Source organism: Isoptericola chiayiensis (assembly GCF_013149805.1).
Lineage (GTDB): Bacteria > Actinomycetota > Actinomycetes > Actinomycetales > Cellulomonadaceae > Isoptericola > Isoptericola chiayiensis.
This window is the reverse complement of record NZ_JABEZT010000001.1, coordinates 262919-286402: the sequence shown is the minus strand read 5'-3', so window position 1 is coordinate 286402 and position 23484 is coordinate 262919. Positions and strand designations below refer to the sequence as shown.

The window sequence follows — 23484 nt, the reverse complement described above, 5'->3', positions numbered from 1 at the left end:
GCCCCCACCCTGCGCTGCACCTTCGCCTCAGGCGGAGCCGCCCTCGACGAGCCGCGGCACGAAGATCCGTGGCTCCGGGTGCGCGTCCGCGCCGGCCAGCATGTCCAGCAGCGACGACGTCGCGGCGGCCACCATCTCGACCACGGGCTGCAGCACGGTGGTGAGCCGTGGGGTCGTGCGCTCGGCGCCGAGAGCGTCGAACCCGACGATCGCGACGTCGTCGGGCACGCGGCGGCCGTGGGCCTGCAGGACCTGCAGCGCGCCGCTGGCCATGAGGTCCGACGCCGCGAACACGCCGTCGACGTCGGGACGCTCGGCGAGGATCTGCTCCATCGCCGCGGCGCCGCCCTCGACGGTGAAGTCCCCGTTCGCGACGACGTCGGACGCGAGTCCGGCCCGGGACAGCGTGGTGCGCCACCCGTCGAACCGGTCCAGGGCCGCGGTCATGTCCTGCGGGCCGGTGATCGAGGCGATCGTGCGACAGCCGCGGTCCACGAGCCGCTGGGTGGCCACGCGCGCGCCGGCCCGGTTGTCGACGTCGACGTAGTGCAGCCCGGTGGCGTCGAAGGGGCGGCCCACGAAAACGCCCGGCAGGCTGCCGGAGCGCAGCTCGGGCTCCAGCGCGTCGTCCTTGTGGTGCGAGGCGATGATGACGCCGTCGACGTGCCCGCTGTTGAGGTAGCGGGCGATATGGCCCGGGCGCTCGCCGGGCCGGGCCAGCAGCAGCACGAGCTGCAGGTCCGTCCCGCCGAGGCCCTCGCTGACGCCGCGCACGACGCCGGCGAGGAACGGGTCGGTCAGGATGCGGGCGTCCGGCTCCGGGACGACCAGGGCGATCGAGTCGGTCCGCCGGGTCACGAGAGAGCGCGCCGCGCGGTTCGGGGCGTACCCGAGCCGTGCGATCGCGGCATCGACGGCCTGCTGCGCCTCGGGCGAGACGCGTTCGCCGCCGTTGATCGCCCGCGACGCCGTCGACCGGGACACGCCTGCTGCGCGCGCGACGTCGTCGAGCGTCGGGGCGATGTTCTTCGTGACCACCATGGGAGGTTACCTAACTATTCCGTCCTGCTCGGGACCGCGTTGTCCCGAGCCACCGCGGCATACCACCGGCCGGACGCCTTGACCGTCCGGTCCTGGGTCTCGTAGTCGACACGAGTGATCCCGAATCGCTTCGAGTAACCCAGCGCCCACTCGAAGTTGTCCATCAGCGACCACGCGAAGTACCCGCGCACGTCGACGCCGACGTCGATCGCGTCCTTGACGGCACGCAGGTGGCGGTCGATGAACTCCAGGCGGTCCTGGTCGTCCACGCTGCCGTCGGGCTCGACCACGTCGGGGAAGGCGGCGCCGTTCTCCGTGACGACGAGCGCCGTCCCCCGCGGTCCGGTGTAGTCGCGCTGGAGCCGGGTGAGCAGCCGCGTCAGGCCCTCGGGCTGGATCTCCCACCCCATGTCGGTGGTGGGCAGGCCACGGCTGTGGGCGTGCACGCCGTCCGGCACCGGGTTGGGCGAGCTCGTGGTCCGGACCGGGCCGTCGCCGGCGGCGCGGGCACCGTCGGGACCGGCGGTGCCGTCCTGCTCCGTCTCGGGGGCAGGCCTGGCCGACACCGCACCACCGTTGTAGTAGTTCACGCCGAGCACGTCGATGGGCGTGGAGATGATGTCCAGGTCGCCGTCGTGGATGCGGTCGGCCAGTCCGAGGTGGGCCACGTCGTCCAGGATGTCCTGCGGATACGCACCTCGCAGGATGGGATCGAGGAAGATCCGGTTGAACATGCCGTCGTCGCGGCGGGCCGCGTCCACGTCGGCCGGGTCGGCCGGGTCCACGGGGTCCGAGACGGTGAAGTTCAGGGTGAGCCCGAGCGAGGCCTCCGGGGCGCGCTCGCGCAGCGCTCCCACGGCCAGGCCGTGGCCCAGCATCAGGTGGTGCGCGGCCGCGAGGCCGTCGGCCGGGGACTGGCGGCCGGGAGCGTGCACGCCCGCGGTGTAGCCCAGGAACGCCGAGCACCACGGCTCGTTGAGCGTCGTCCACACGCCCACCCGGTCGCCGAGGGCCTCGTGCATCGCCACCGCGTAGTCCGCGAACCGGTACGCCGTGTCCCGTTCCGGCCACCCGCCCCGGTCCTCCAGCGCCTGCGGCAGGTCCCAGTGGTAGAGGGTCAGCCACGGCAGGATGTCCGCGGCCAGCAGCTCGTCGACGAGCCGCGAGTAGAAGTCGACGCCCGCCGGGTTGAGCGTCCGCCCGTCCGGCATGACCCGGGCCCACGACGTCGAGAAGCGGTACGCGCCGAGGTGCAGGCCGCGCATCAGCGCGACGTCCTCGCGGTAGCGGTGGTAGTGGTCGCACGCGACCATGCCGTCGTCGCCGTCGACCACCGCACCGGGGACACGGCAGAAGACGTCCCACACGGAGGCGCCGCGGCCGTCCTCGGCCCCGGCCCCCTCGACCTGGTAGGCCGCGGTCGCGGTGCCCCAGACGAACCCGTCCGGGAACTCGACGCGACCGGTCGCGTTGGCCGTCGGCACGGTCAGCGGGGCCGTCGGGGCGAAGGGGACGGCCGTGCCCGGTGCGGCGATGCGGGCGCCCGTGCCCGTCGTGCTCAGTGTCATGTCGATGCTTCCGTGTCGGGGACCGCCCGGGCGCGGGGCCCGGGCGGTCCGGAGGTGGTGGGCGGCTCAGCCCTTGACGGCGCCGGCCATGATCCCGGCGACGAGCTGGCGGCCGATGAAGAAGAACAGGACCAGCAGGGGCAGGGTGACCAGGAAGACGCCGCCCATGACCAGCGAGTAGTCCACGAAGTAGTTGTCCCGCAGGGACTGGACCACGAGCGGCAGCGTCGGGTTCTCCGAGGTCAGGATGATCGACGGCCAGAAGAAGTTGGTCCACTGCTGGACGAACTGGAAGAGCCCGAGCATGGCCGCCGCCGGCAGGGCGGCCGGCATCGCCACCGACCAGAAGGTGCGGAACATCGACGCCCCGTCCACCCGTGCGGCCTCGATCAGCTCGTACGGCAGCGCCTCGGACAGGTACTGCGTCATCCAGAACACGCCGAACGCGGTCACCAGACCCGGGACGATGACCGCCTGGACCTGGCCGTACCAGCCGATCTCGCTCATCAGGATGTACAGCGGGATGATGCCGAGCTGGACCGGCACCGCCATCGTGGCGATGACGAACACCAGCAGCGGCCCGCGGCCCCGGAAGTTGAGCTTCGCGAACGAGTACCCGGCGAGCGTCGAGAAGAACACCACCGAGACCGAGGACAGGACCCCGATCAGCGTCGAGTTCCACAGCGCCTTCCAGAAGTTGATGTTCGAGTCGGTGATGACCGTCTGGAACTGCTGGAAGAGGCTGAGGTCCGGCAGCCACTGCGGGACCGGGTTCTGCGCGATGGAGACCGGGTCGGAGGACCCGAGCAGCAGCGTGTAGTACAGCGGGAAGATCGAGATCAGCAGGACCGCGGCGAGCAGGAAGTACGTGAGACGTCCGGCCCGCCGTGCCGAGCCCCCGATGGGGACCCGACGACGGCGCTTGGCTGCGGCGCGGGCAGCGCCTCGGCCCGCGGTCTGTGCGGTGACGGCGACGGAGCTCATCGGGCGTCCTCCCCGTGGTTCGTGTCGGGCGAGCCGGTGCTCGACGTGGGTGGGATCGACGGTGGCGGTGGCGGCGACCCGGGCTGGATACCGGGAGCTCCGCCGGGCGTGGCCGACGGCGTCGGGGTCTCGCCGCGGGCCGCGGCGGCGCGCGCCTCGGCCATCAGGCGCTTGGTGTGCCGGCGGCTGACCTTGGCGCCCTTCGGGCCCGCGGTCGCGATCCGCTGGGTCATGAGGAAGTTGACCATGCCGACGGCGACGATGATGAGGAACAGCAGCCATGCGACCGCGGCGGCGCGGCCGAAGTTCTTCTGGTTGCCCCACGCCACGTCGTACAGGTAGACGACGGTCGTCATCCAGTCGCGGTCGGGGCCGCCGAGACCTCCGGCGTCGTACATGCGGACCTCGTCGAAGATCTGCATGCCGCCGACCGTCGAGGTGATGACCACGAAGATCACGGTGGCGCGGATCTGGGGCACCGTGACCGAGAAGAACTGCCGGACTCGGCCTGCGCCGTCGATGACGGCGGCCTCGTACAGGTCGCGGGGGACCGCCTGCATGGCGGCGAGGAAGATGAGGGTGTTGTAGCCGGTCCAGCGGTAGTTGACCATCGTGGCGATCGCGAAGTGGCTGGCCAGGCGGTCGCCGTGCCACGCCACCGGGTCGACGCCGATGATCCCGAGGAGCTCGTTGATGAACCCGTACTGGTCGGCGAACAGGCGGCCGAAGATCATCGAGATGGCGACCGGCGCCACGATGAAGGGCACCAGCACGCCCATGCGCCAGAACGTGGCGGCGCGGAGGTTCTGGTCGAGCAGGGCGGCGATCGTGATCGCCATGATCACCTGCGGGACCGAGGAGAACAGGAAGATCGAGAACGTGTTGACGACGGACTTCCAGAACGTCGGCTGGCCGAGCACGTCGATGTAGTTCTGCATGCCGACGAACTCGCCCTGGCCCCCGAGGAGGTTCCACTCGTAGACCGACACCACGGCGGTGTAGGCCAGGGGGAAGAGCCCGACGACGGCGAAGAGGAGGAAGAACGGGGAGATGTACAGGTAGGGCGAGACCTTGACGTCCAGCCGGCCGAGTCGTTGGGAGAACCCGACGCGTCGCGGCGGGCGGTCGGTGCCGCCGCGGGCGTGCGCCGGCTTGGTGGGGGACAAGAGGGCCATGAGCTGCTTCCTGTGCGTCTCTCCGGGATGCTGCGGGACACGTGTCGGGCCGGTCGCCGGGGTCGGCGACCGGCCCGACACGGTGGTGATCGGAGGATGCGGTCAGGGACCGGTCATCCTCGGGCCGGTGTCGTCAGAGACCCAGCTCGTTCACGGACGACAGCGTGGTCTCCCACGACGCCTCCGGGTCCTCACCGTTGAGGTCGACACGGTTGAGACCGTTCTGGACCTCCTGGTGGATCGCGAAGTAGTTCGGCCCCTTGTAGACCGCACCGTCGATGGCCTGGGCCCGCGACGAGAAGATCGAGCCGACCGGGGCGCCGCTCATGAAGTCGTTCGTGAAGGACTGGACCTCCTCGGACTCCTGCGCGTCGACCTGCGACGGGAAGGTGCCCGCCTCGACGAAGGCCTGGGTCTGGATCTCGGGCGAGGTCAGCCAGTCGGCGAGCTCCTGGGCCGCCTCGACGTTCTCGCCGGAGGCCGGGACGGTCAGGAACGAACCGCCCCAGTTGCCGCCGCCGCCGGGGAAGACGTCGGCGACGTCCCAGCCCTCGACGCCACCGGCGTTCTGCTCGATGGGCCCGGTCATCCAGGCCGGGCAGAGCATGGTGGCGAAGGCGTCGTTCTGGAAACCGGCCGACCAGTCGTCGCCCCACTGCTCCAGGCCGGCGGACAGCTCGTCGTCGACCGAGGCGGTGACGACCTGGTTGTACAGGTCCTGCACCTCGGTGTTGGAGGCCAGGTCCTTCGGCTCACCCGTGCTGGGGTCCTCGTAGGCGGCCTCGACCTGGTTGATCATGCCCTGGTAGGTGGCGACCGCGCCGTCGAACCAGGCGTTGCCGGTGGCCTCGACGTACTCCTTGCCGGCGTCGAAGTAGGACTCCCAGGTGGCGCCGTCGCCGCCGATCCACTCGGCGACCTCCTCGCGCTCGGACGGCAGGCCCGCTGCCTCGAGCAGGTCGGAGCGGTAGCAGATGGCCTCCGGGCCGATGTCGGTGCCGTAGCCGATGAGCTTGCCGTCCTGCGTGGTGGCCTGCTCGACCTTCCAGTCGACCCAGCGGCCGTCGATGGCCGGCATCTCGGCGAACAGCTCGGGGTACTGCATGAACTCGGCGAGCCAGTCGACCTCGACGGCCTCGATGTCGGCGAGGCCCTCGCCGCCGGCGGCGAGCTTGGTCGACAGGTTCGTGCGGGCGTCCTCGGCCTGGGCGGCCGTGACGTGCTCGACGGTGACGTTCGGGTGCTCCTCGGTGTACTGGGCGAGCAGCTCGTCGGTGTACCCGAAGTTGTTGAAGGTGGCGACCGTGAGGGTGATCTCCTCGTCGGTGCTGCCGCCTTCCTCGGCGGCGGTCTCCTCGTCCGCGGGCTCGTCCCCGCTGCCACAGGCGCCGAGGACGAGAGCGAGGGACGCGATGCCGGCGCTCGCCGCGACGAAGCGACGATTCCGGCGGGGGCTGGTGCTGCTGAGCACGGTGACTCCCTTGTCTGGTTTCGAACAAACGGTAGGACGCTTGGAGAGCGCTACCGACGCACCTCGTCGGCGCAGTACCTCGGCGGATCGTCGACGAGGTGGTAGCGCTTCCACGACCGCCACTGATGCTTCCGTGGTCGAGCCCCCGGCGTCAAGCGCCGATCGGCCCCGATGCCGGACAGAAATGTTGCGATCGCATAACATCGCTGGTCAACAGCGGTGTGGGAGCGCTCCCGTTATCGAACTGTGATCGACTGTCCATGCTCGATCCAGCAGATCGTCGGGTCCGACGAGGGCTCAGGCGCCGGCGAGCCAGTCGCGCAAGGACTGCTCCTCCGACTCCAGGGTGCGCCGCACGGCTCCCGCCGCAGCCTCCTCCACGGCGGCCGCGAAGAGCGGCACCGAGGCACGCAGCTCTCCGGTGTACACCTGCCGGCACCCGCCCTGCGGGTGCGGCTCCAGGACGAGGGTGCCGGTCATGCGCACGGGGGCGCCGGTGATCTCGACGACGACGGTCCCGACGTGGCGTCCCGACCCCGCGGCCTCCCACGCCTCGGTCTGACGGATCTCCAGGCACTCGCCGACGAACGGACGCACCTGAGCGGGGATGGCGTCCGTCGTCAGCGTCCGGCGCAGGGAGACGGTGAACCCGGAGGTCGGGTCGCCGGTGACGTCGACCCGGGAGACGGACCCGGCACCCGGGCGTCCGGCTCGCCAGCGCACGAAGTCGGGGTCGCTGAGCAGGGCGGCGACGTCGGCGACGTCCGCCGGGTAGGTCAGCTCCACCGTCAGGTGCACACGCTCACCCTACAAGCGGCGTCGTCGTCGGCGGGGCGCCCGTAGGCTGGTGGGCGTGTCCGCCATGAGTGACCTGATCGCCGAGCACACCGACCTCCCGCCCGGGGACGTGGAGTGGCTCCACCTGCTGGTCGGCGACTGGCAGATCGTCTCCGACCTCGCCTTCGCCGACCTCGTGCTGTGGCTGCCGACCGACGACGGCGGGTTCGTCGCCGTCGCGCAGTGCCGTCCCAGCACCGGGGCCACCGTGCACTACGACGACGTCGTGGGTTCGCTGGCACCGGAGGGGCAGCGTCCGCAGCTCGTCGCCGCGATGACGGAGGGCCGCGCGCAACGGTCCCGCGAGCCGCGGTGGTTCGGTGCGTACGCGGTGCGGGAGGAGGCCGTCCCGGTGGTGCACGAGGGCCGGGCCGTCGCCGTCGTCGCGCGGCAGACGAACCTCGGCTCGGGGCGGACCCCCAGCCGGCTCGAGCTCAACTACGTGGAGTCGGCGGACGACCTGCTCGCCATGATCGGACGCGGGGAGTACCCCTCGCCCAACGCCGCCACCGGACCGCGCCGCGGAGCACCCCGCGTGGGCGACGGGCTCATCCGCCTCAACTCCGAGGGCGAGGTGCTGTACGCCAGCCCCAACGCCCTGTCCTGCTTCCACCGGCTCGGCGTCATCGGCCCGCTCGTCGGACAGTCGCTCGTCGAGGTCACCGCCGGGATCGTCGAGCAGCAGAACACGGTCGACGAGTCGCTGCCCCTGGTCGTCATGGGGCGCGCGCCGTGGCGCACCGACATCGAGGCGGGCCGCGTCGCGCTGTCGCTGCGCGCGCTGCCGCTGACCGACCACGGCCAGCGCATCGGTGCCGTCCTGCTCTGCCGCGACGTCTCGGAGCTGCGGCGTCGTGAGCGCGAGCTCATGACCAAGGACGCCACGATCCGCGAGATCCACCACCGGGTGAAGAACAATCTCGCGACGGTCGCCGCCCTGCTGCGCCTGCAGGCCCGGCGGATGGACGTCCCCGAGGCGCGGGCGGCACTGGAGGAGGCGATGCGACGCGTCGCCACCATCTCCCTGGTGCACGAGTCGCTGTCGCAGACGATCGACGAGCAGGTCGAGCTCGACGACATGCTCAAGCGGGCGCTGCGGATGGCCGCCGACGTCGCCTCGACGCGCACCCAGGTCAGCACCCGGCAGAGCGGCTCGTTCGGCATGATCCCCGCCCAGGACGCCACGCCGCTGGCGCTCGTGCTCACCGAGCTGGTGACCAACGCCGTCGAGCACGCGTTCCCCGAACGGGAGGCGGGCATCGTGTCCATCGACGTGACGCGGACGGGCCAGGACCTGCGGGTGGTCGTCGCCGACGACGGCGTGGGGATGCGCGAGGGGATCGAGGAGCTGGGCCGTGCGTCCCGCAGCGGGCTCGGGTCCCAGATCGTCAAGACGCTGGTGGTCAACGAGCTGCGCGGGTCCATCGACTGGCAGCCCCGCCAGGGCGGCGGCACCGAGGTCGTGCTCGACGTCCGTCTGCGCGAGGACTCCGGTCGCTGAGACCGGGGATCACCGACCTGTCCCTCAGTCGGCACGCACGAGGCCCCCGGCGCTCGAGGGAGCGACGGGGGCCTCGTGCGTGCTGCCGGCGGTCAGCCGGCGCGGCGGGCGCGCGCGGTGCGGCGCTTGAGCGCGCGGCGCTCGTCCTCGCTCATGCCGCCCCAGACGCCGGCGTCCTGACCGGACTCCATCGCCCACTTCAGGCACGTGTCGACCACGTCGCACCGGCGGCAGACGGCCTTGGCCTCCTCGATCTGCATGAGGGCCGGGCCGGTGTTGCCGATGGGGAAGAAGAGCTCGGGGTCCTCCTCGAGGCAGGCAGCCTTGTGACGCCAGTCCATGTCATCTCCTCGGTCGTGGGACCCGGGTGCGCGATCACAGGCAGGTCAGCGACAACCCGTCAGGGTCCAGGGGGGTTCGGGATCTGAGATCAAGACTCACACCTCGTGAACCCCCGCACAAGGGGTGGCGCCGAGATTTCTGCCAGGTAAACCGTGAGGGTTTCATCACACTGCACAAAGTCTTGCGGCCCGCGTATCCTGACGAACCATGCCCGGTCCGCACGTCGCCGAACCGGCACCGGACGCCCCTTCCGGGGGTGACGGTGGCCGGCCGCCCGCCGCAGTCGTCGCGCTGCTCGCGGGCGTCCTGCTCGAGGCCGTGGCACTCGCCGTCTTCGCCGGTGCCGTCGTCGTCGACCTGGTGCGCGGCGCCACGGCCGGCGTCGGGGTCAGCCTGTTCGTGATCGCGTTCTTCGCGGGTCTGGCCTGGATGCTGGTCGCGGCCGCCCGGGCGCTGTGGCGCGGCCGTCGCGGCGGGCGCGCGCCGGTGGCCGGATGGCAGGTGTTCCAGGGGTTGATCGGCGTCGCGCTCCTGACCGGCGGAGCGGCCTGGGCGGTCGCGGCCGGAGCCGTGGCGCTGGCGCTCGCGGTCGGGATCCTGGTCGGGCTGATGACCCGCCCGCTGGTCCGGCACACGATCGACTGACGCCCTCCGCGACGTAGGCAACGTTCCCGCGAGGTAGGCAACTCTCCCGCGACGTAGGCCACTTCTCGCCCAGGTAGGCGAGGTCCCGTCGAGGTAGGCAACCCGGAGCCAGAACGAGCGGCATTCCGCAGTCCTCTCATCGTGCGGGTGCCTACCCTGCGCAGGAATTGCCTACCTCGGCCCAAGGCCGCCTCTCTGGCGCAAGAATTGCCTACCTCGCGGGGAACGTTGCCTACCTCACGGAGGAGTGGCCTCCCTCCCGGGAGAGTGGCTTACGTCGCGGTCGGGAGGACGAGCTGGACCGGCACCACGCGGCCGTCCGCGACCAGCGCACCCCGCCCGGGTCGCGGCGGGCCCGCGTCGGCGGTGTCGGAGAGGCTGACGCCGAAGACCTCCTCGGCGCCGCGGTCGGAAGGGCTCAGCACGACGCCGGTCCGCTGGCCCCGCAGCTCGGCCAGCGCCCCGCGGTGGGCCATCAGCGCCCCCTGCGTGGTGCTCGAGCCGATGACCGTCAGGCCGTCGAGCATCGCCGCGCCGAGCGTCTCGGCCTCGACGGGGCAGCTCTGGGCCAGGGCGTCCACGTCGTCGACCACCAACCATCCCGGCGAGGGCCCCAGCCCACCGACGAGCGCGCGGACCTCGTCGGGGGTGGGCCGGCACGTCCGCGCGTCCCCGGCGGCGGCGCGGAGGGTCTCGTCGCGGGTGACGACGGCCTCCAGGAGTCCTCGCCCAGCGGCCCAGCGGGTGATCGTCACCAGTGTCGCCGTCCGACCCGAGCCGCGCGGACCCACGACGAGCGCGCCGGCTCGGACGTCGAGTCCCACGGGCCCGGCGGCGTCACCGCCGATGCCGAGCGGCACGAGTGCCTCTGCCGAGTCCGGGTCCTCCGCAGGTCCCGGCGCGCCCGCCGTCCCTCGTATGTCCGCGATCCCGTCGAGCGCCAGGTCCGCCGGGTCCACGGTGGTCGGAAGCGGCAGCAGCCGCGGCGGCGGCTCAGGTCTCGGGCCGGCGGGTGCCCGGGGAGGCATCGGACGCAGCACCTGGCAGGTGACCGGGCCCGCGCCGGCCATCCACGCCGCGCGGCCCGGGACGCCTCCGGTGCCGGCCATCGCGGTCGGGGCGCCCCGCATGACGTCGGCGTGCTGGTCCCCGCCGAGCAGGACGAGGCGCGGACCGGTCCGGGACGCCAGCCCGCCGACGTGGGCGGAGTCCGCGCTCATCGCGAACGCCGTGCTCCCGGTGGCGACCGCCGTAGCCAGGGGGTCCCAGGGGTCGGAGCCGGCCAGGGCGGCGCGCATCTCGGCGACGTCGTCCACGACGACGAGGCACTCGGACGGGCCGCCCCGGTCCAGCAGGGTCAGGAGGCGGCGTGCGCGCCGCGGGTCCTCGGGGCCGGCGAGCGTGCCGAAGCCCGGGTGGTCCAGCAGGGGAGCGAACAGGGCGGCCGCCGACGCCGGCACCAGCGCGTGCACCGGCCGGCCGGCGTCGAGGGCGGACACCGCGAGCCGGAGCAGCGCCGTCGTCCGTCCGGAGCGTGCACCGCCGAGGACGGCGAGATGGCCGTCGGACGGCTGCCACCGCACGAGGGTGCGGCGCTGCCGGTCCGGTTCGTCACCGAGCGCCAGCAGCAACCCGGCCTCAGGGCGGTCGGCGACGTCGGCGGGCACCGAGTCCGGGTCGACGTCCTCCGGCAGCGGCGGGAGCCACGGCGGCGGCCCGGTTCGGTGACCCTGCCGGGCGGCAGCCTGGCGGATCCGGTCGACCGTGCGCGCCACGGGGTCCTCGGAGACTGATGCCGTCCGCGCCGCGTTGCCTTCCGGCGTCGCGCCCGGATCGTCCAGGTGGCCGGACCGACCGTCCGGGTCGGGACCCGTGCTGCGCCAGGACGGAGCGCGGCGGACGGCGGGCGCGGCGTCGGGGGTCGCGCCGGCGTGGGCGCACTGCAGGGCGACGGGCGCGCCCGACCCGACGCGCAGCACGGCCCGGCCCGGCGCGGACACCGGGATGCGGGCCGCCGCGGCGGTGTCCACGACGTCGTGGGAGTCGGCCGCGTCGACGACGCGCAGCGCGATCCGCGCTGAGACGTTGGCCCGCACGTCCGTGCCCACCGCACCGGCGGGCCGTTGCGTGGCCAGCACCAGGTGCACGCCGAGCGAGCGGCCCTGCGCCGCGACGCGGAGCAGCCCCGGCAGGAACTCGGGCAGGTCGTCCGCCAGGGCCCGGAACTCGTCGATGACGACCACGAGCCGTCCCAGGGTGCCGGGCGGGGCGTCGTCCAGCGACGCGACGCGGTGCCGGGCCAGCACGTGCTCCCGACGGCGCAGCTCGGCGCGGAGCCCGGCGAGGGCACGCCCCGCCAGCCCTGGCTCGAGGTCGGTCACCTGCCCGACGACGTGGGGCAGGTCGGCGCACCGGCCGAAGGACGCCCCGCCCTTGAAGTCGACGAGCGCGAACGACAGGTCGGCGGGGGAGCGGGTCAGGGCCAGGCCCAGCACGAGCGACTGCAGCAGCTCCGACTTTCCGGCCCCCGTCGTGCCCGCGACCAGCAGGTGGGGTCCGTCGGCCACCAGGTCGAACGGCACGGGGTCCCCGTCCGCGCCGCACCCGAGCGGGATGCTCCATCCCTCGGCCCGCGCCCACCGCGGGGCAGGATCGTCCGTGGGCAGCAGCGCCCCCAGGGCCACCGCGGTGGGCAGCCGCCGGTCGGTCGGGTCGTCCCGGTCCTCGGCCGGGGGCACGGTCGCCGCGGCCTCGATGCCGCGGGCGGCGTCGGCCAGCGTCGTCAGCGACCGGCCGAGTCCTCGCAGGCCGGCGAGCCGTCGCGCCGTCCGCTCCGCCCACGCCGCCGACACCCCGACGTGGCGGGTGACGAAGTCGGTGCCGTCCGGGGCCCGCCGTCGGGCGCCACCCCGGCCGTCGAGGTCGACGACCGCCCGGCACCACGACGGCACCGACGCCGGGTCCCCGGCACCGCTGGGCAGGCAGAGCACGACGGCGTCGCCCCGGCGGGCCGCCGTGTCCGCGGCGGCCCGCCCGGCGCGGTCCGCGCCGTCGACCACGAGCACCCGGGGGCGCTCGTCCTCGCCGGGAGCGATCCAGCGGCACCACGACCAGGAGCCGCGGCCGGTCCCGGCGACGGTGACGTCCGCACCGGCCGCTGCGAGGTCGACGACGACGGACCGTGCCGTGGCGCGCACCGCGTCCAGCGGCCCGCGCACCGCCAGGGCGCCGTCGGGCAGCAGCTCGGCCGGTGTCGCCGGGGCGGGCGGGTCACCGGTGCGGTCACGGGCGCTCCGGGCCAGGGTCTGCCGGGCCCGACGCCATGCGGCGGGCGAGGCCTGGTGCGCAGCCACGACCCGGAGCGCCGTGCGCGCGGGTTCGGTGCCGACGGGCTGCGGGACCCGTCCCGCGGCGGTCCCGACGTCCCGGGCCGGGAGGCCCGAGCCCCGGCGTCTGCGCCGGGCCAGGAGCTGGGGGAGCAGGCCGACGACGGTCACCAGGGAGAACAGTGCGTACAGCGGCTGGCGGAACGCGACCGCCAGGGCGATCGACCCGACCACCGGGACCAGCCCGGTCGCGAGCATCCCCCAGGGCGGCGTCGACCCGGGGCCACCGTCCTGCTCAGGCGGTGCCAGCCACAGGTCCACCTGGCCCGAGGGATGCACGGCGAACCGGGTTCCGTCCACCTCGAGCAGCGCACCGGGGCGCCACCGGCACGGCATCCGCACCTGGCGGCGGTGTTCCCGCCCGGAGCGTTCGGTCACGAGCACGGCCGGCTCCGAGCGGCGGCGCAGGGGCCAGGCCGGACGGGTCGGGCGTACCTGCACCCGTCCGTGGGCCCCGACCCGCACGGTCACCGGTCCGAGGCGCATCGCCCCGGTCAGCGGTACCGGCTCCCCGGCTCGTGGTCCCGTGGCCGCGGCGAGGAGCCACGGGCTGCGCAGGGCGGCGACATCGGGTGCCTCGGGCTGCGGGGCGCCGGCGGGCCGCAGCGTGGCGCCGGCCAGCAGGGGGCGAGCGCCGGCGACGCCGTCGTCCTCGACCACGGTGCCGTCGGCCTGCAGCGGACGGTGCAGCAGCTCGGGACGCCGGGCCAGGTCGGCCAGCGAGGGGCGCAGGTCGCCGAGCCGGGCGCCGTCGGGCAGCTCGACGTCCTCGCCGGGGTGGAGCGTGAGGCGGACGGGCATGGCCACCAGGGTGCCGCCGTCGACCCGCGTGCCGCAGCGGCCGTCCACAGCCTGTGCACAACCGCGAGATCGACGCACCCGGACCGAGATCGACGCACGGTACGTCGATCTCGGAACGGGTCCGTCGATCTCGCGGCACGGAACGGCGCCGGCTACTCGGTGGCGAGCGCCTCCACCGGCGAGGCCTTCAGCGCGGTCCGCGCCGGGGCCACCGAGGCGACCAGCCCCGCCAGCAGCGCCACCAGCAGCACCAGCACCACGTCCCGCCACGGCACCGAGAGCGTCACGTCACCCATGACGCCCAGCGCCGCGGCGGCGCCGGCCCACCCGTAGACCAGACCGAGCACCACGCCGAGCACGGCGCCGACACCCGCGATGAGCAGGCCCTCGACCGCGAGCATGCCGCGCAGCTGCGCCCTGGACAGCCCGATCGCCCGCAGGGTCGCCGACTCGCGACGCCGTTCGAGCACCGACAACGACAGCGTGTTGGCCACGCCGATCAGCGCGATCACCACGGCCACCGCCAGCAGCCCAAGGACGATGCCCAGCATCGTGTCGATCACCTGGTCGAACATGGCGCGCTGCGACGCGATGCCCGTCACCTGCGCCGACTCCCCGGAGTCCGCGACCACGTCCTGGATCGCGCCCACGGCGTCCACGGCGTCCACGTCGTCGTCCAGGGCCAGGTAGACCTCAGAGGCAGGAACGTCTGCATCCAAGCGGGCGAGGTCCGCGGGGGTGACGAAAGTGCTCGACGACGCCGAGTCGCTCAGCACGACCGCCAGCGACACCACTCCGTCTGGACCGGTGAGCTCGAGCGAGTCGCCGTCGTCAAGGTTCCCGGCCACGTCGCTGCCGACGAGTGCGGTTCCTTCCGTCAGCCCGTCGAGCCGCTGCGGCGAGTTGAGCACGGCGCGCGCGTCCCCGGTGTCGACCGCGGTCAAGCGGCGCTGGCCCCCGGGCTCCGCGACGACCGAGTCCTGCACGTCCACGGCAGCGGTCACGCCGTCCACGGCAACGAGCTCGGCTCGCAGGTCTGCAGGGATCGCCGCCGGCGCACCGTCCGCGTCCCACGACGTGCTCGCGACCATCACGTCCACCGGGAACTGCTCGTCGAGGGCCGCGGTCAGCGACACCCGGGCGCTCGCGGCCCCCGTGGACATCATCGCCACGAGCGTGACGCCGATGAGCAGTGCCGTGCTGGTGGTGGCCGTGCGCCGCGGGTTCCGCAGCGTGTTCGCGGCCGCGAGCCGCGCCGTCGGACCGGAGGCACCGACCAGCCGCCCGGCCGCCGCGGCGACCTTCGGCAGCCAGAACACGGCACCGACGGCCACGCCGACGAACGACAGGGCACCGCCGGCGATCCCGGCCAGCAGGCCGAGCGTCGGTTCCTGCCCGAGCGTGCCCAGGGCGGCACCCCCGCCCAGCAGGGCGAACCCGACGACCGCCGCCAGCAGCGACAGCACCGGGCGGACCTTCCCGGCGCGCCGTGACGTCGAGGGGGACGCCGCCGGTCGCAGCGCGGCCAGCGGTGCCACCCGGGTGGCGACCCGGGCCGGGACGACGGCGGCGCCGACGGTGACCAGCGTGCCGACCAGGACCGGGATCACCACGACCTGCCAGGTGAGCGTCACCGTGTCCGGCAGGGGGACGGGCACGTCCATGGCGTGGGCGACCCAGAGCGCGGCCTGGCCGAGCGCCGTGCCGAGCAGCACACCGGCGACGGAGGCGATCAGCCCGAGGATCCCGGCCTCGACGAGGACTCCGCGGCCGACCTGGGCCTTGTCGGCGCCGACGCATCGCAGCAGCGCGAGCGTGCGGGCCCGCTGGGCGACCAGCACCTGGAAGGTGTTCGCGATGACCAGTCCGGCCACGACCAGCGCGATCGCGGCGAACGTCAGGACGAAGACGAGGAACATGAGGTCCTGGCCGTCGGTGAGCTCAGCGGCGGACTCGGCCGCCCGCTCGTCGGTGGTGACCACCCACGGGGAGCTGTCCGTGCTGGTCGCCCCGCCGATCGTCCCGGCGAGCGCGGACCGCGTCGCCGACAGGTCCGCGCCGTCCGCTACGACGACGGCGGCCTCCGTCACGGGCGCGGGCTCGCCCCGGGCCTCGGTCTGCCAGGTCGTGTACGTCGAGGCGTCGACGACGGCGGCACCGCCGGTCTGGGAGTACGCCCCGAAGGGGTCGTCCAGCAGTCCGACGACGGTCGGCGTCTCGGTGACCTGCTGCCACGAGCCGTCGTCGCCGACGACGTCGCGGCCCACGTCGACGGTGTCCCCGACGGCGACGTCGAGCCGTTCGGCGACGTCGGTCGGCAGGGCGATCTCGTCGGGTCCGGCGGGCATGCCACCCTCGGTCACCTCGAGGGGCATCAGCCGGTCGTCGGCCGTGGGCACGACGCTCTGGTAGACCGACCGTGCCCCGTCGGTCAGCTGGGCGTAGGTGGACGTCACCGGGGCGACGGCCGCGACCCCGTCCGTCGTGGCGAGCGCGTCGACGTCGAGCGGGGCGTCCTCGCTGGCCCCGACCACCAGGTCGGCGTCGCCGTACTGCGCGGCGATGGAGTCGTACGTCATGCGGGTGATGACGCCGGAGGCCAGCAGGGTGGCCGCGACGAACGCGGTGCCGATGACGATCGCCACGCCGGCGGCGGTGAGCCGCCCGGCGCTGCGACGCATCTGGGCCAGGGTGATCCGCAGCATCAGGCACCCGCCCGGGTGCCGCCGTCGGCCGCCGTCCCGGCCACGGGGGCCTCGAGCGAGCGCAGCGCGTCCAGGCCGGCCAGCACGGCCTCCGGTGTCGGGTCGGAGATCTCCCCGGCGATCCGCCCGTCGGCGATGAGGACCACCCGGTCCGCGTAGGCGGCGGCGGTCGGGTCGTGGGTGACCATGATGACGGTCCGGCCCAGCTCGCGCACCGACCGGCGCAGGAAGCTGAGCACCTCGACCCCGGCGCGCGAGTCCAGGTTGCCGGTGGGCTCGTCGGCGAAGACGACCTCCGGCTGGGCGATGAGCGCTCGGGCGATGGCGACACGCTGCTGCTGCCCGCCGGACAGCTCGCTGGGGCGGTGGGTCAGCCGCTGCGACAGCCCGAGGGTGGTGACCAGCGTGTCGAACCAGGCGCGGTCCACGCTGCCGCCGGCGAGCTCCACGGGCAGGGTGATGTTCTGCTCGGCGGTGAACATCGGCAGCAGGTTGAACTGCTGGAAGACGAACCCGACGCGGTCGCGCCGCAACCGCGTCAGCGCCTTGTCGCCGAGCGCGGTCACGTCCGTGGACCCGAGGAAGGCCTGTCCGCTCGTGGCGCTGTCCAGCCCCGCCAGCAGGTGCATCAGCGTCGACTTGCCCGAGCCCGAGGGGCCCATGATCGCGGTGAACCGGCCGGCGTCGAAGTCGACGTCCACGCCGTCCAGGGCGTGTACCTGCGCCTGGCCGCGGCCGTAGGTCTTGGTCAGGGCACGGGCCCGCACGGCGGGCGTCGCGTCGGGTGCGGCGGCGCCGGTGGCGTCGTCGACGGGCACGAACACGGTGGTGTCCACGAGGTGTCTCCACGGTCGGAGGGGTGGCCCCACGCGGGAGCCGATGACACCACCGACGCTACGGACCGCGCCGGCCGCCGGCGTCGGCCGCGAGGCTGGTCCTGGCCGTGCCGGGGTCATCCCGTGGGATGACCCCGGACCGGGGAGAACCCTCAGTCGCCGGTCCGGGCGTCCTCGGGGTCGACGTCGGCCTGCGGGGTCACGTCGTCGCCGGCGAGGAGCGCGTGCCGCAGCGCAGCACGACGCCGGTGCGCGCCGGGCGCGGTGACCAGCGCGAGCCCCAGCGCCACGGCGGGCAGGGCAGCGGCCCACGCCGGTGCCGGTAGCGGGAGCGCGAGATCCGGGTCTGTCGCGGCCACCAGGACGGTGAGCACGAGCGGGCAGAGGCCGGCCAGGACGCGGACGGAGGTCGAGGTGGCCGCACGGCGTCCCAGCAGGTCCTCGGCGACGGCGTCCGGGACGTCCCACGGTCCGGTCGTGGCCCAGCGTGCGACGACGCGGTCCTGGCGGACCCGGTCGAGCAGGCGTGCGGCGAGGACGAGGACCAGGAGCACGGTCGCCACCGCGAGGAACGCCGTCGTGCCGACGGTCAGGGCGTCCATGCGCTCCTCGCCCACCGGTCCGAACGTGCGCGGCTCGCAGGTGCGGCACCGGTAGCGCACCCGGACCGGCACGAACCACAGCGCCACCGCGAGGACCTGCAGCACGGCCGCGACGCCCGAGACGATTCCCAGCGCTCGCGACCACGGCGCACGGCGCTGCGGGCCCGGGTCCCGGGGAGCCTCGCGGCGACGCCGCTCCAGCGACGTCCGCGCGGCCTCGGCCCACCGGTCGCGCCGCCGCCGGAACTCGTCGACCCGCTCCTCCCAGCGCCCGGTCGCACGCCGCAGCGGGACGCGCACGGCGAGCCACAGTACGACGGCGGACGCGAAGCCCAGCAGCGGAAGGGCCGTCTCGTCGGCGCCCGACATCGCCACGAACGCCAGGACGATCCCCAGCCCCGCCGCGGCGACGCCGAGGAACGCGACCAGCCGTCCGACGACGTGGGACGGGGCCGTCGCGACCCGTTCGACGACGGAGCCGAGCGCCACCGCCCGGGGGTCCGCCTCCAGGCGCCGCTCGAGCCGGCGCAGCAGCACGGCACGCTCCAGCGCGCCGACCAGGGGCCAGCCGACGACCAGGAGCGCACCCAGGGCGAGGACGACGGCGCCACCGCGCCGCGCGAGCAGGTCCAGCGCCGGGGCGAGGGCATGACCGACGAGCACCTCCTCCACGACGAGGCCGACGACCACGACCAGCCCGAGCGTCGCACCGGCACCGGACGCGAGCCCGACGAGGACGTCCCGCGCCGCACGGAACGCCACGGGTGCACCGTCCGGCTCGACGAAGCGCGGCTCGATGGCCGTGGTGGGGATGCTCACGGACGCCGAGGGTAACCTCAGCCGCCCGGGCGGACCAGGCCCGTCTCGTAGGCGACGACGACGGCCTGCACGCGGTCGCGGGCGTCCAGCTTGGCCAGGACCCGGCCCACGTGCGTCTTGACCGTCGCCTCCGCGACGAACAGCTCGCCCGCGATCTCGCCGTTGGACAGCCCGCGGGCCATGAGGACGAGCACCTCGCGCTCGCGGTCGGTGAGCCCGGTCAGCGCCGTGTGCCGGGGGTCGGTGGCCGGGGCCGACGTCGGCAGCGCGGTGACCAGGTGCTCCAGCAGCCGCCGCGTCGAGGACGGCGCGATGACGGCGTCGCCGCGGTGGACGGTGCGCACGGCCGCCAGCATCTCCTCCGGCGGGGCGTCCTTGAGCAGGAACCCCGAGGCGCCGGCCCGGATCGCCTCGAGGACGTACTCGTCCAGGTCGAAGGTGGTCAGCACGACGACGCGCGGCGCGTCGGGCGCGGCGGTCAGGTGCGATGTCGCGGTCAGGCCGTCCATGGTGGGCATGCGCACGTCCATGAGGACCACGTCGACCGGGTGGTCGGCGAGCAGCCGCAGCGCCTGGGCGCCGTCGGAGGCCTCGACGGCGACGGTCAGGTCGGGCTGGGAGTCGATGACCATGCGGAACCCGGCGCGCACGAGCTGCTGGTCGTCGACGAGCGCGACCCGCACCGGGCCGGGGTGGGTCTCGCTCATGCGGGCTCCTCGGGGGTGGGTGCGGGCCCGTCGGTGGGGCCCGACGGCAGCGGCATCGTGAACCGTACCCGCCAGCCGCCACCAGGACGCGGGCCCGCGGTCACGGTGCCGCCGAACATCGCCGCCCGCTCGCGCATCCCCAGCAGACCGTAGCCCGCCCGCCCCGTCCCGGCCGCGGCGCCGCGACCGTCGTCGGAGACCTCCAGCACGACCGCCTCCGGCTGCCAGCGTTCGACGACGGTGACACCCGGACCGGGGCCCGCGTGCTTGCGCACGTTGCTCAACGCCTCCTGCGCCACCCGGTGCAGCGTGAGCCCGGCGCCGGGCGGCAGGCGGCGCGGGGTGCCCACGCGGACCAGGGACACGCGGGAGCCCGCCGCGCGGGCCTGCGCGGTCAGCGACTCGAGGTCCGCGTCGTCCGGTTGCGGGGTCAGCGGGGCGGCGCCCGACGACGGCGCGCGTCCGGCCAGCGCCGTCGCGCCGGTCGCGGGGTCGGGTGCCGGGTGGGATGCCGGGCCGGGCGGCGCGTCGGGTCGGGGCGCCGCGGAGATCGCCACCCCTGCCGCCGGGTGCGGGGCCGGTGCGCCGTCGTCGTCCCGCAGCACGCCCAGCAGGCGGCGCATGTCCGCCAGCGCCGCCCGGCCCGTCTCGGAGATGACGCCCAGCGAGCGCACGGCGGCCTGCGGGTCGTCCGCGGCCGCGTACCGGCCGCCGTCGGCCTGGGCGACGACGATGGACAGCGAGTGGGCGACGATGTCGTGCATCTCGCGGGCGATCCGGGCCCGCTCGGCGGCGGTGGCGATCCGCGCCTGCTGGTCGCGCTCGACCTCGAGGCGTCCGGCGCGGTCCCGCAGGGCCTCGACGGTCACCCGCCGGTAGCGGCGTGTCAGCCCGAAGGCCCAGACCGCGAGCGCGATCGCACCCAGGAACACGGCGCTGGGCAGCAGGTCCGCGAAGCTCGTGCCGAACCCCGCACCGGCGAACGACCACGCGGTGACGGCGACGAACGCCAGGCAGCCGACGCCCGTCGCGGCGATCGCGGTCAGGTGCGCCCAGCGCGGGCCGTACACGGTCACGGAGTACAGGGCGACCAGGACGGCGAGGTCGCCCGGGAGGAGCAGGGGATACCCGGTGACCAGGTGAGCCAGCGCCACCGTGTACACCGCGACGGCCGACACGACGGGCCGGGTGCGCCGCCACGCGAGCGGCACGGCGAGCGCCACCGACCACAGGGCGGGCGCGAGGCGCTCGCCGCTCGCGTACCCGACGGCGTCGGCGGCCAGGACGGCCGCGGCGAGGGCGAAGAGGGCGGCCCCGGTGGCGTCCACGGCGAACCGGTGGCTCTCCAGCCACCGGGTGGCGCGTGCGAACCAGGTCATGGGCCTCAGCGTAGGCAGGCGGGTGCCGCGCCGGCGTCCGTCCGGGGTGGGACGACGGCGCACCTGACATGCGACCTCAGGGTGATGTCCGCGTCGTGTCGTGCGGTGCCGGGAGCAGGCGTGTTGCCGCTAGCATGAGGGAATGACCCACGTACTTCTGGCCGAGGACGACCCGGCGATTGCCGAGCCTTTGGCGCGGGCTCTCACACGTGAGGGTTACGACGTCGTCGTGCAAGGAACTGGTCAAGGCGCGATCGATCACGCCGGTGACGCGGACATCGTGGTCCTCGATCTCGGACTGCCCGACGTGGACGGGCTCGACGTCGCCCGCGAGATCCGGGGGCGCGGGCTGAGCACGCCGATCCTCGTCCTCACCGCGCGTGCCGACGAGGTCGACCTGGTGGTCGGCCTCGACGCCGGCGCCGACGACTACGTCACCAAGCCCTTCCGTCTCGCCGAGCTGCTCGCGCGCGTGCGGGCCCTGCTGCGGCGCACCCACGGGGAGGCCACGGACGACGAGGAGCTGCGCGCCCAGGACGTGCGCGTCGACGTCGCCGCGCACCGGGCGTTCCAGGGCGAGCGGGAGCTGCACCTGACCACCAAGGAGTTCGACCTGCTGAAGGTCCTCGTCGCCAACGCGGGCTCCGTCGTCGTGCGCGACTCGCTGATGCGCGACGTGTGGGGCTCCGACCCGGTGGGCTCGACCAAGACGCTCGACATGCACGTGTCGTGGCTGCGCCGCAAGCTCGGCGACGACGCCAACTCCCCGCGCTACGTCTCCACGGTCCGGGGGCTCGGCTTCCGGTTCGAGCTCGGCCAGCAGGCCTGACCTGCGGTGCGCCGTCGCGTCCTGCTGGCGACGATCTCGGCGGTGGCCGTCGCGGTGATCCTCCTCGGCGTGCCGCTGGGGCTCTTCGGCGCCCGCTACGTCGTCGCCATCGAGGAGCAGCGCATCTCCGACCGGGCGACCACCCTGGCGAACACCGTCGACCGCGTGGTCGGCACGGGCGAGCGACCCACCGACGACCAGCTCCAGCGCGCCTCCGAGGGACGCGCCGGCGACCTGCCCGCGCGTGTGACGGTCAGCCTGCCCGACGGCGAGCAGCTCACCTTCGGCGAGACCGTCGAGCCGCCGACGATCGTCAAGGCGGCGGAAGCCGGGGACAGCCGCGCCTGGGTGTCCCTGGAGGTCTCCTCCTGGGCGGTGCTGGTCAAGTCGGCGCAGATCGTCGCGCTCGTGGTCGTCGCCGGGCTCGTCGCCATCGGCGCGGGGGTCGCGATGGCGGTGTGGCAGGCCAACCGGCTCTCGGCGCCGCTCGTCTACCTCGCGGCGTCCGCCGAGCAGCTCGGTTCCGGCCAGGTGCGCCCCAGCCTCGAGCCCTCCGGCGTCGAGGAGATCGACCTCGTGGCCGCCGAGCTGGCCCGCAGCGCCGACCGGCTCGCGGGACGGCTGGCCGCCGAGCGTCAGTTCACGCAGGACGCCTCGCACCAGCTGCGCACCCCGCTGACCGCCCTGTCGATGCGGCTCGAGGAGATCATGCTGACCTCGGACGACGACGACGTCGTCGAGGAGGCGCGCGTCTCCCTGGAGCAGGTCGAGCGGCTGGTGACGGTCGTGGACGACCTGCTGGCGACGTCGCGCCGGTCGGCCGGTGGCACCACGGAGGCCATCGTGCTGCTCGACGTGGTGCGCCAGCAGCACGAGGAGTGGGTCGAGACGTTCGAGCAGGCCGGTCGCCGGCTGGTGGTCGACGTCGCGGAGGACCACCGCGTCCTGGCCACCCCGGGTGCGCTCGCCCAGGTGATCGCGACCCTGCTCGAGAACTCCCTGAAGTACGGCGACGGCACCACCACCGTGCGGTCCAAGCTGTCCGGCCCCAAGGGCACCGTCGCGCTCGAGGTGACGGACGAGGGGCCGGGGGTCGCCGACGAGGTGGCGCCGCGCATCTTCGAGCGCGGCGAGTCCACCGGGGGCAGCACCGGTCTCGGGCTGGCTCTGGCGCGCGACCTGGTGGCCGCCGACGGCGGACGGCTGGAGCTGGCGCAGCGCCGCCCACCGGTGTTCCGCGTCTTCCTCGCCCGGGTCCCGCGCACGCTCGACCCCCGGCTCGTGCTGCCCCCGGGCACCACGATCTCCTCGCGCGGACGTCGCCGGGGCGGGTGGATGCACCCCGAGGACTGAGCCTCAGCGGTCCCCGCGGAAGACCACGCCGCGGTACATCACGTACCGGAAGATCATGCCCAGCACGAGCCCGACGCCGTTGGCGGCGACGTTGTCCGCCAGGATCGAGTCGAACCCGAGCACGTACCGGGAGACGGCCAGGCACGCCGAGGAGATCACCAGACCGCCGACGTTCACGAGCCCGAACTCGATCAGCTCGCGCACGTGGCGTGTCGTGCGCCCGGCGGAGAAGGTCCAGTACCGGTTGCCGAGCCAGGCGACGACGGTGGAGACCGCCACCGCGACGACGTTGACGGTGACCGGCTTGTGCGACAGCACGTCGAACGGCGCCGGTCCGTGCAGCAGCAGGTTGAACACGGCCAGGTTCACCACGTACGCCAGCCCGCCGACCGTCCCGAAGCGCAGCAGCTCGACCCGGCGCCGCCAGGTGGCGGCGACGAACCGGACGGGCCACGCGCGCGGCCGGGGGGCCGCGGGGGCGGGGGCACGGGACATGGCGGCCA

18 protein-coding genes are annotated in these 23484 nt (G+C 74.1%); 4 read left to right on the top strand and 14 right to left on the bottom strand.

All coding sequences use genetic code 11. The features are described 5' to 3' along the window. Positions 1-27: 27 nt before the first annotated feature. The 6 genes from HDG68_RS01160 to HDG68_RS01135 form a co-directional block, all read right to left on the bottom strand. Positions 28-1038 carry a LacI family DNA-binding transcriptional regulator gene (locus HDG68_RS01160; protein ID WP_425483715.1) on the bottom strand — a complete coding sequence of 337 codons (1011 nt, stop codon included), beginning with the start codon at positions 1036-1038 and terminating at the stop codon, positions 28-30. 17 nt (positions 1039-1055) lie between these two features. Further along, complete coding sequence (locus tag HDG68_RS01155) at positions 1056-2609, bottom strand: glycoside hydrolase family 1 protein (protein ID WP_172148499.1); 1554 nt, start codon at positions 2607-2609, stop codon at positions 1056-1058. Positions 2610-2675: 66 nt separating this feature from the next. Next, positions 2676-3593, bottom strand: coding sequence for a carbohydrate ABC transporter permease (locus tag HDG68_RS01150; protein ID WP_172148497.1), 918 nt, complete (start codon positions 3591-3593; stop codon positions 2676-2678). After that, positions 3590-4768, bottom strand: coding sequence for a carbohydrate ABC transporter permease (locus HDG68_RS01145; protein ID WP_172148495.1), 1179 nt, complete (start codon positions 4766-4768; stop codon positions 3590-3592). The genes HDG68_RS01150 and HDG68_RS01145 overlap by 4 nt, the downstream gene beginning before the upstream one ends. Positions 4769-4901: 133 nt before the next feature. Further along, entirely contained in the window at positions 4902-6239 is a 1338-nt protein-coding gene (locus HDG68_RS01140) for an ABC transporter substrate-binding protein (RefSeq protein WP_343037357.1), read from the bottom strand. Positions 6240-6536: 297 nt separating this feature from the next. Next, positions 6537-7037, bottom strand: coding sequence for a DUF2505 family protein (locus tag HDG68_RS01135; RefSeq protein ID WP_172148491.1), 501 nt, complete (start codon positions 7035-7037; stop codon positions 6537-6539). 64 nt (positions 7038-7101) lie between these two features. On the opposite strand from HDG68_RS01135, the gene HDG68_RS01130 reads away from it, so the two are divergent. Then, positions 7102-8577 carry a sensor histidine kinase gene (locus HDG68_RS01130; RefSeq protein WP_172149086.1) on the top strand — a complete coding sequence of 492 codons (1476 nt, stop codon included), beginning with the start codon at positions 7102-7104 and terminating at the stop codon, positions 8575-8577. Between the two features lie 92 nt (positions 8578-8669). Here the strand turns inward: HDG68_RS01130 and HDG68_RS01125 are convergent, their stop codons facing one another. Continuing rightward, positions 8670-8918, bottom strand: coding sequence for a WhiB family transcriptional regulator (locus HDG68_RS01125; RefSeq protein ID WP_172148489.1), 249 nt, complete (start codon positions 8916-8918; stop codon positions 8670-8672). Between the two features lie 208 nt (positions 8919-9126). Between HDG68_RS01125 and HDG68_RS01120 the strand changes: the two genes are divergently transcribed. Further along, positions 9127-9564 carry a hypothetical protein gene (locus tag HDG68_RS01120; RefSeq protein ID WP_172148487.1) on the top strand — a complete coding sequence of 146 codons (438 nt, stop codon included), beginning with the start codon at positions 9127-9129 and terminating at the stop codon, positions 9562-9564. A gap of 272 nt (positions 9565-9836) precedes the next feature. On the opposite strand, the gene HDG68_RS01115 is transcribed toward HDG68_RS01120, so the two are convergent. From HDG68_RS01115 to HDG68_RS01090, 6 genes are all read right to left on the bottom strand, one after another. After that, complete coding sequence (locus HDG68_RS01115; RefSeq protein ID WP_172148485.1) at positions 9837-13751, bottom strand: FtsK/SpoIIIE domain-containing protein; 3915 nt, start codon at positions 13749-13751, stop codon at positions 9837-9839. Positions 13752-13903: 152 nt separating this feature from the next. Then, a complete protein-coding gene (locus HDG68_RS01110; protein WP_172148464.1) occupies positions 13904-16456 on the bottom strand; it encodes an ABC transporter permease in 2553 nt (850 codons plus the stop codon). Continuing rightward, entirely contained in the window at positions 16456-17292 is an 837-nt protein-coding gene (locus HDG68_RS01105; RefSeq protein WP_172148462.1) for an ABC transporter ATP-binding protein, read from the bottom strand. The genes HDG68_RS01110 and HDG68_RS01105 overlap by 1 nt, the downstream gene beginning before the upstream one ends. A gap of 152 nt (positions 17293-17444) precedes the next feature. Next, a complete protein-coding gene (locus tag HDG68_RS01100; protein ID WP_172148460.1) occupies positions 17445-18713 on the bottom strand; it encodes a hypothetical protein in 1269 nt (422 codons plus the stop codon). A 17-nt stretch (positions 18714-18730) separates the two neighbouring features. After that, the gene (locus HDG68_RS01095) at positions 18731-19420 is read right to left on the bottom strand and encodes a response regulator (protein ID WP_172148458.1); all 690 of its coding nucleotides are present in this window, start codon (positions 19418-19420) and stop codon (positions 18731-18733) included. Beyond that, a complete protein-coding gene (locus tag HDG68_RS01090) occupies positions 19417-20799 on the bottom strand; it encodes a sensor histidine kinase (RefSeq protein WP_172148456.1) in 1383 nt (460 codons plus the stop codon). The genes HDG68_RS01095 and HDG68_RS01090 overlap by 4 nt, the downstream gene beginning before the upstream one ends. 142 nt (positions 20800-20941) lie before the next feature. Here HDG68_RS01090 and HDG68_RS01085 point away from each other — a divergent pair, with 142 nt between their 5' ends. Both HDG68_RS01085 and HDG68_RS01080 read left to right on the top strand, forming a co-directional pair. Further along, entirely contained in the window at positions 20942-21628 is a 687-nt protein-coding gene (locus tag HDG68_RS01085; protein WP_172148454.1) for a response regulator transcription factor, read from the top strand. 6 nt (positions 21629-21634) lie between these two features. Continuing rightward, complete coding sequence (locus HDG68_RS01080; RefSeq protein ID WP_172148452.1) at positions 21635-22981, top strand: HAMP domain-containing histidine kinase; 1347 nt, start codon at positions 21635-21637, stop codon at positions 22979-22981. 3 nt (positions 22982-22984) lie between these two features. Here the strand turns inward: HDG68_RS01080 and HDG68_RS01075 are convergent, their stop codons facing one another. After that, the gene (locus tag HDG68_RS01075) at positions 22985-23476 is read right to left on the bottom strand and encodes a GtrA family protein (RefSeq protein WP_172148450.1); all 492 of its coding nucleotides are present in this window, start codon (positions 23474-23476) and stop codon (positions 22985-22987) included. Between the last annotated feature and the right edge of the window lie 8 nt (positions 23477-23484).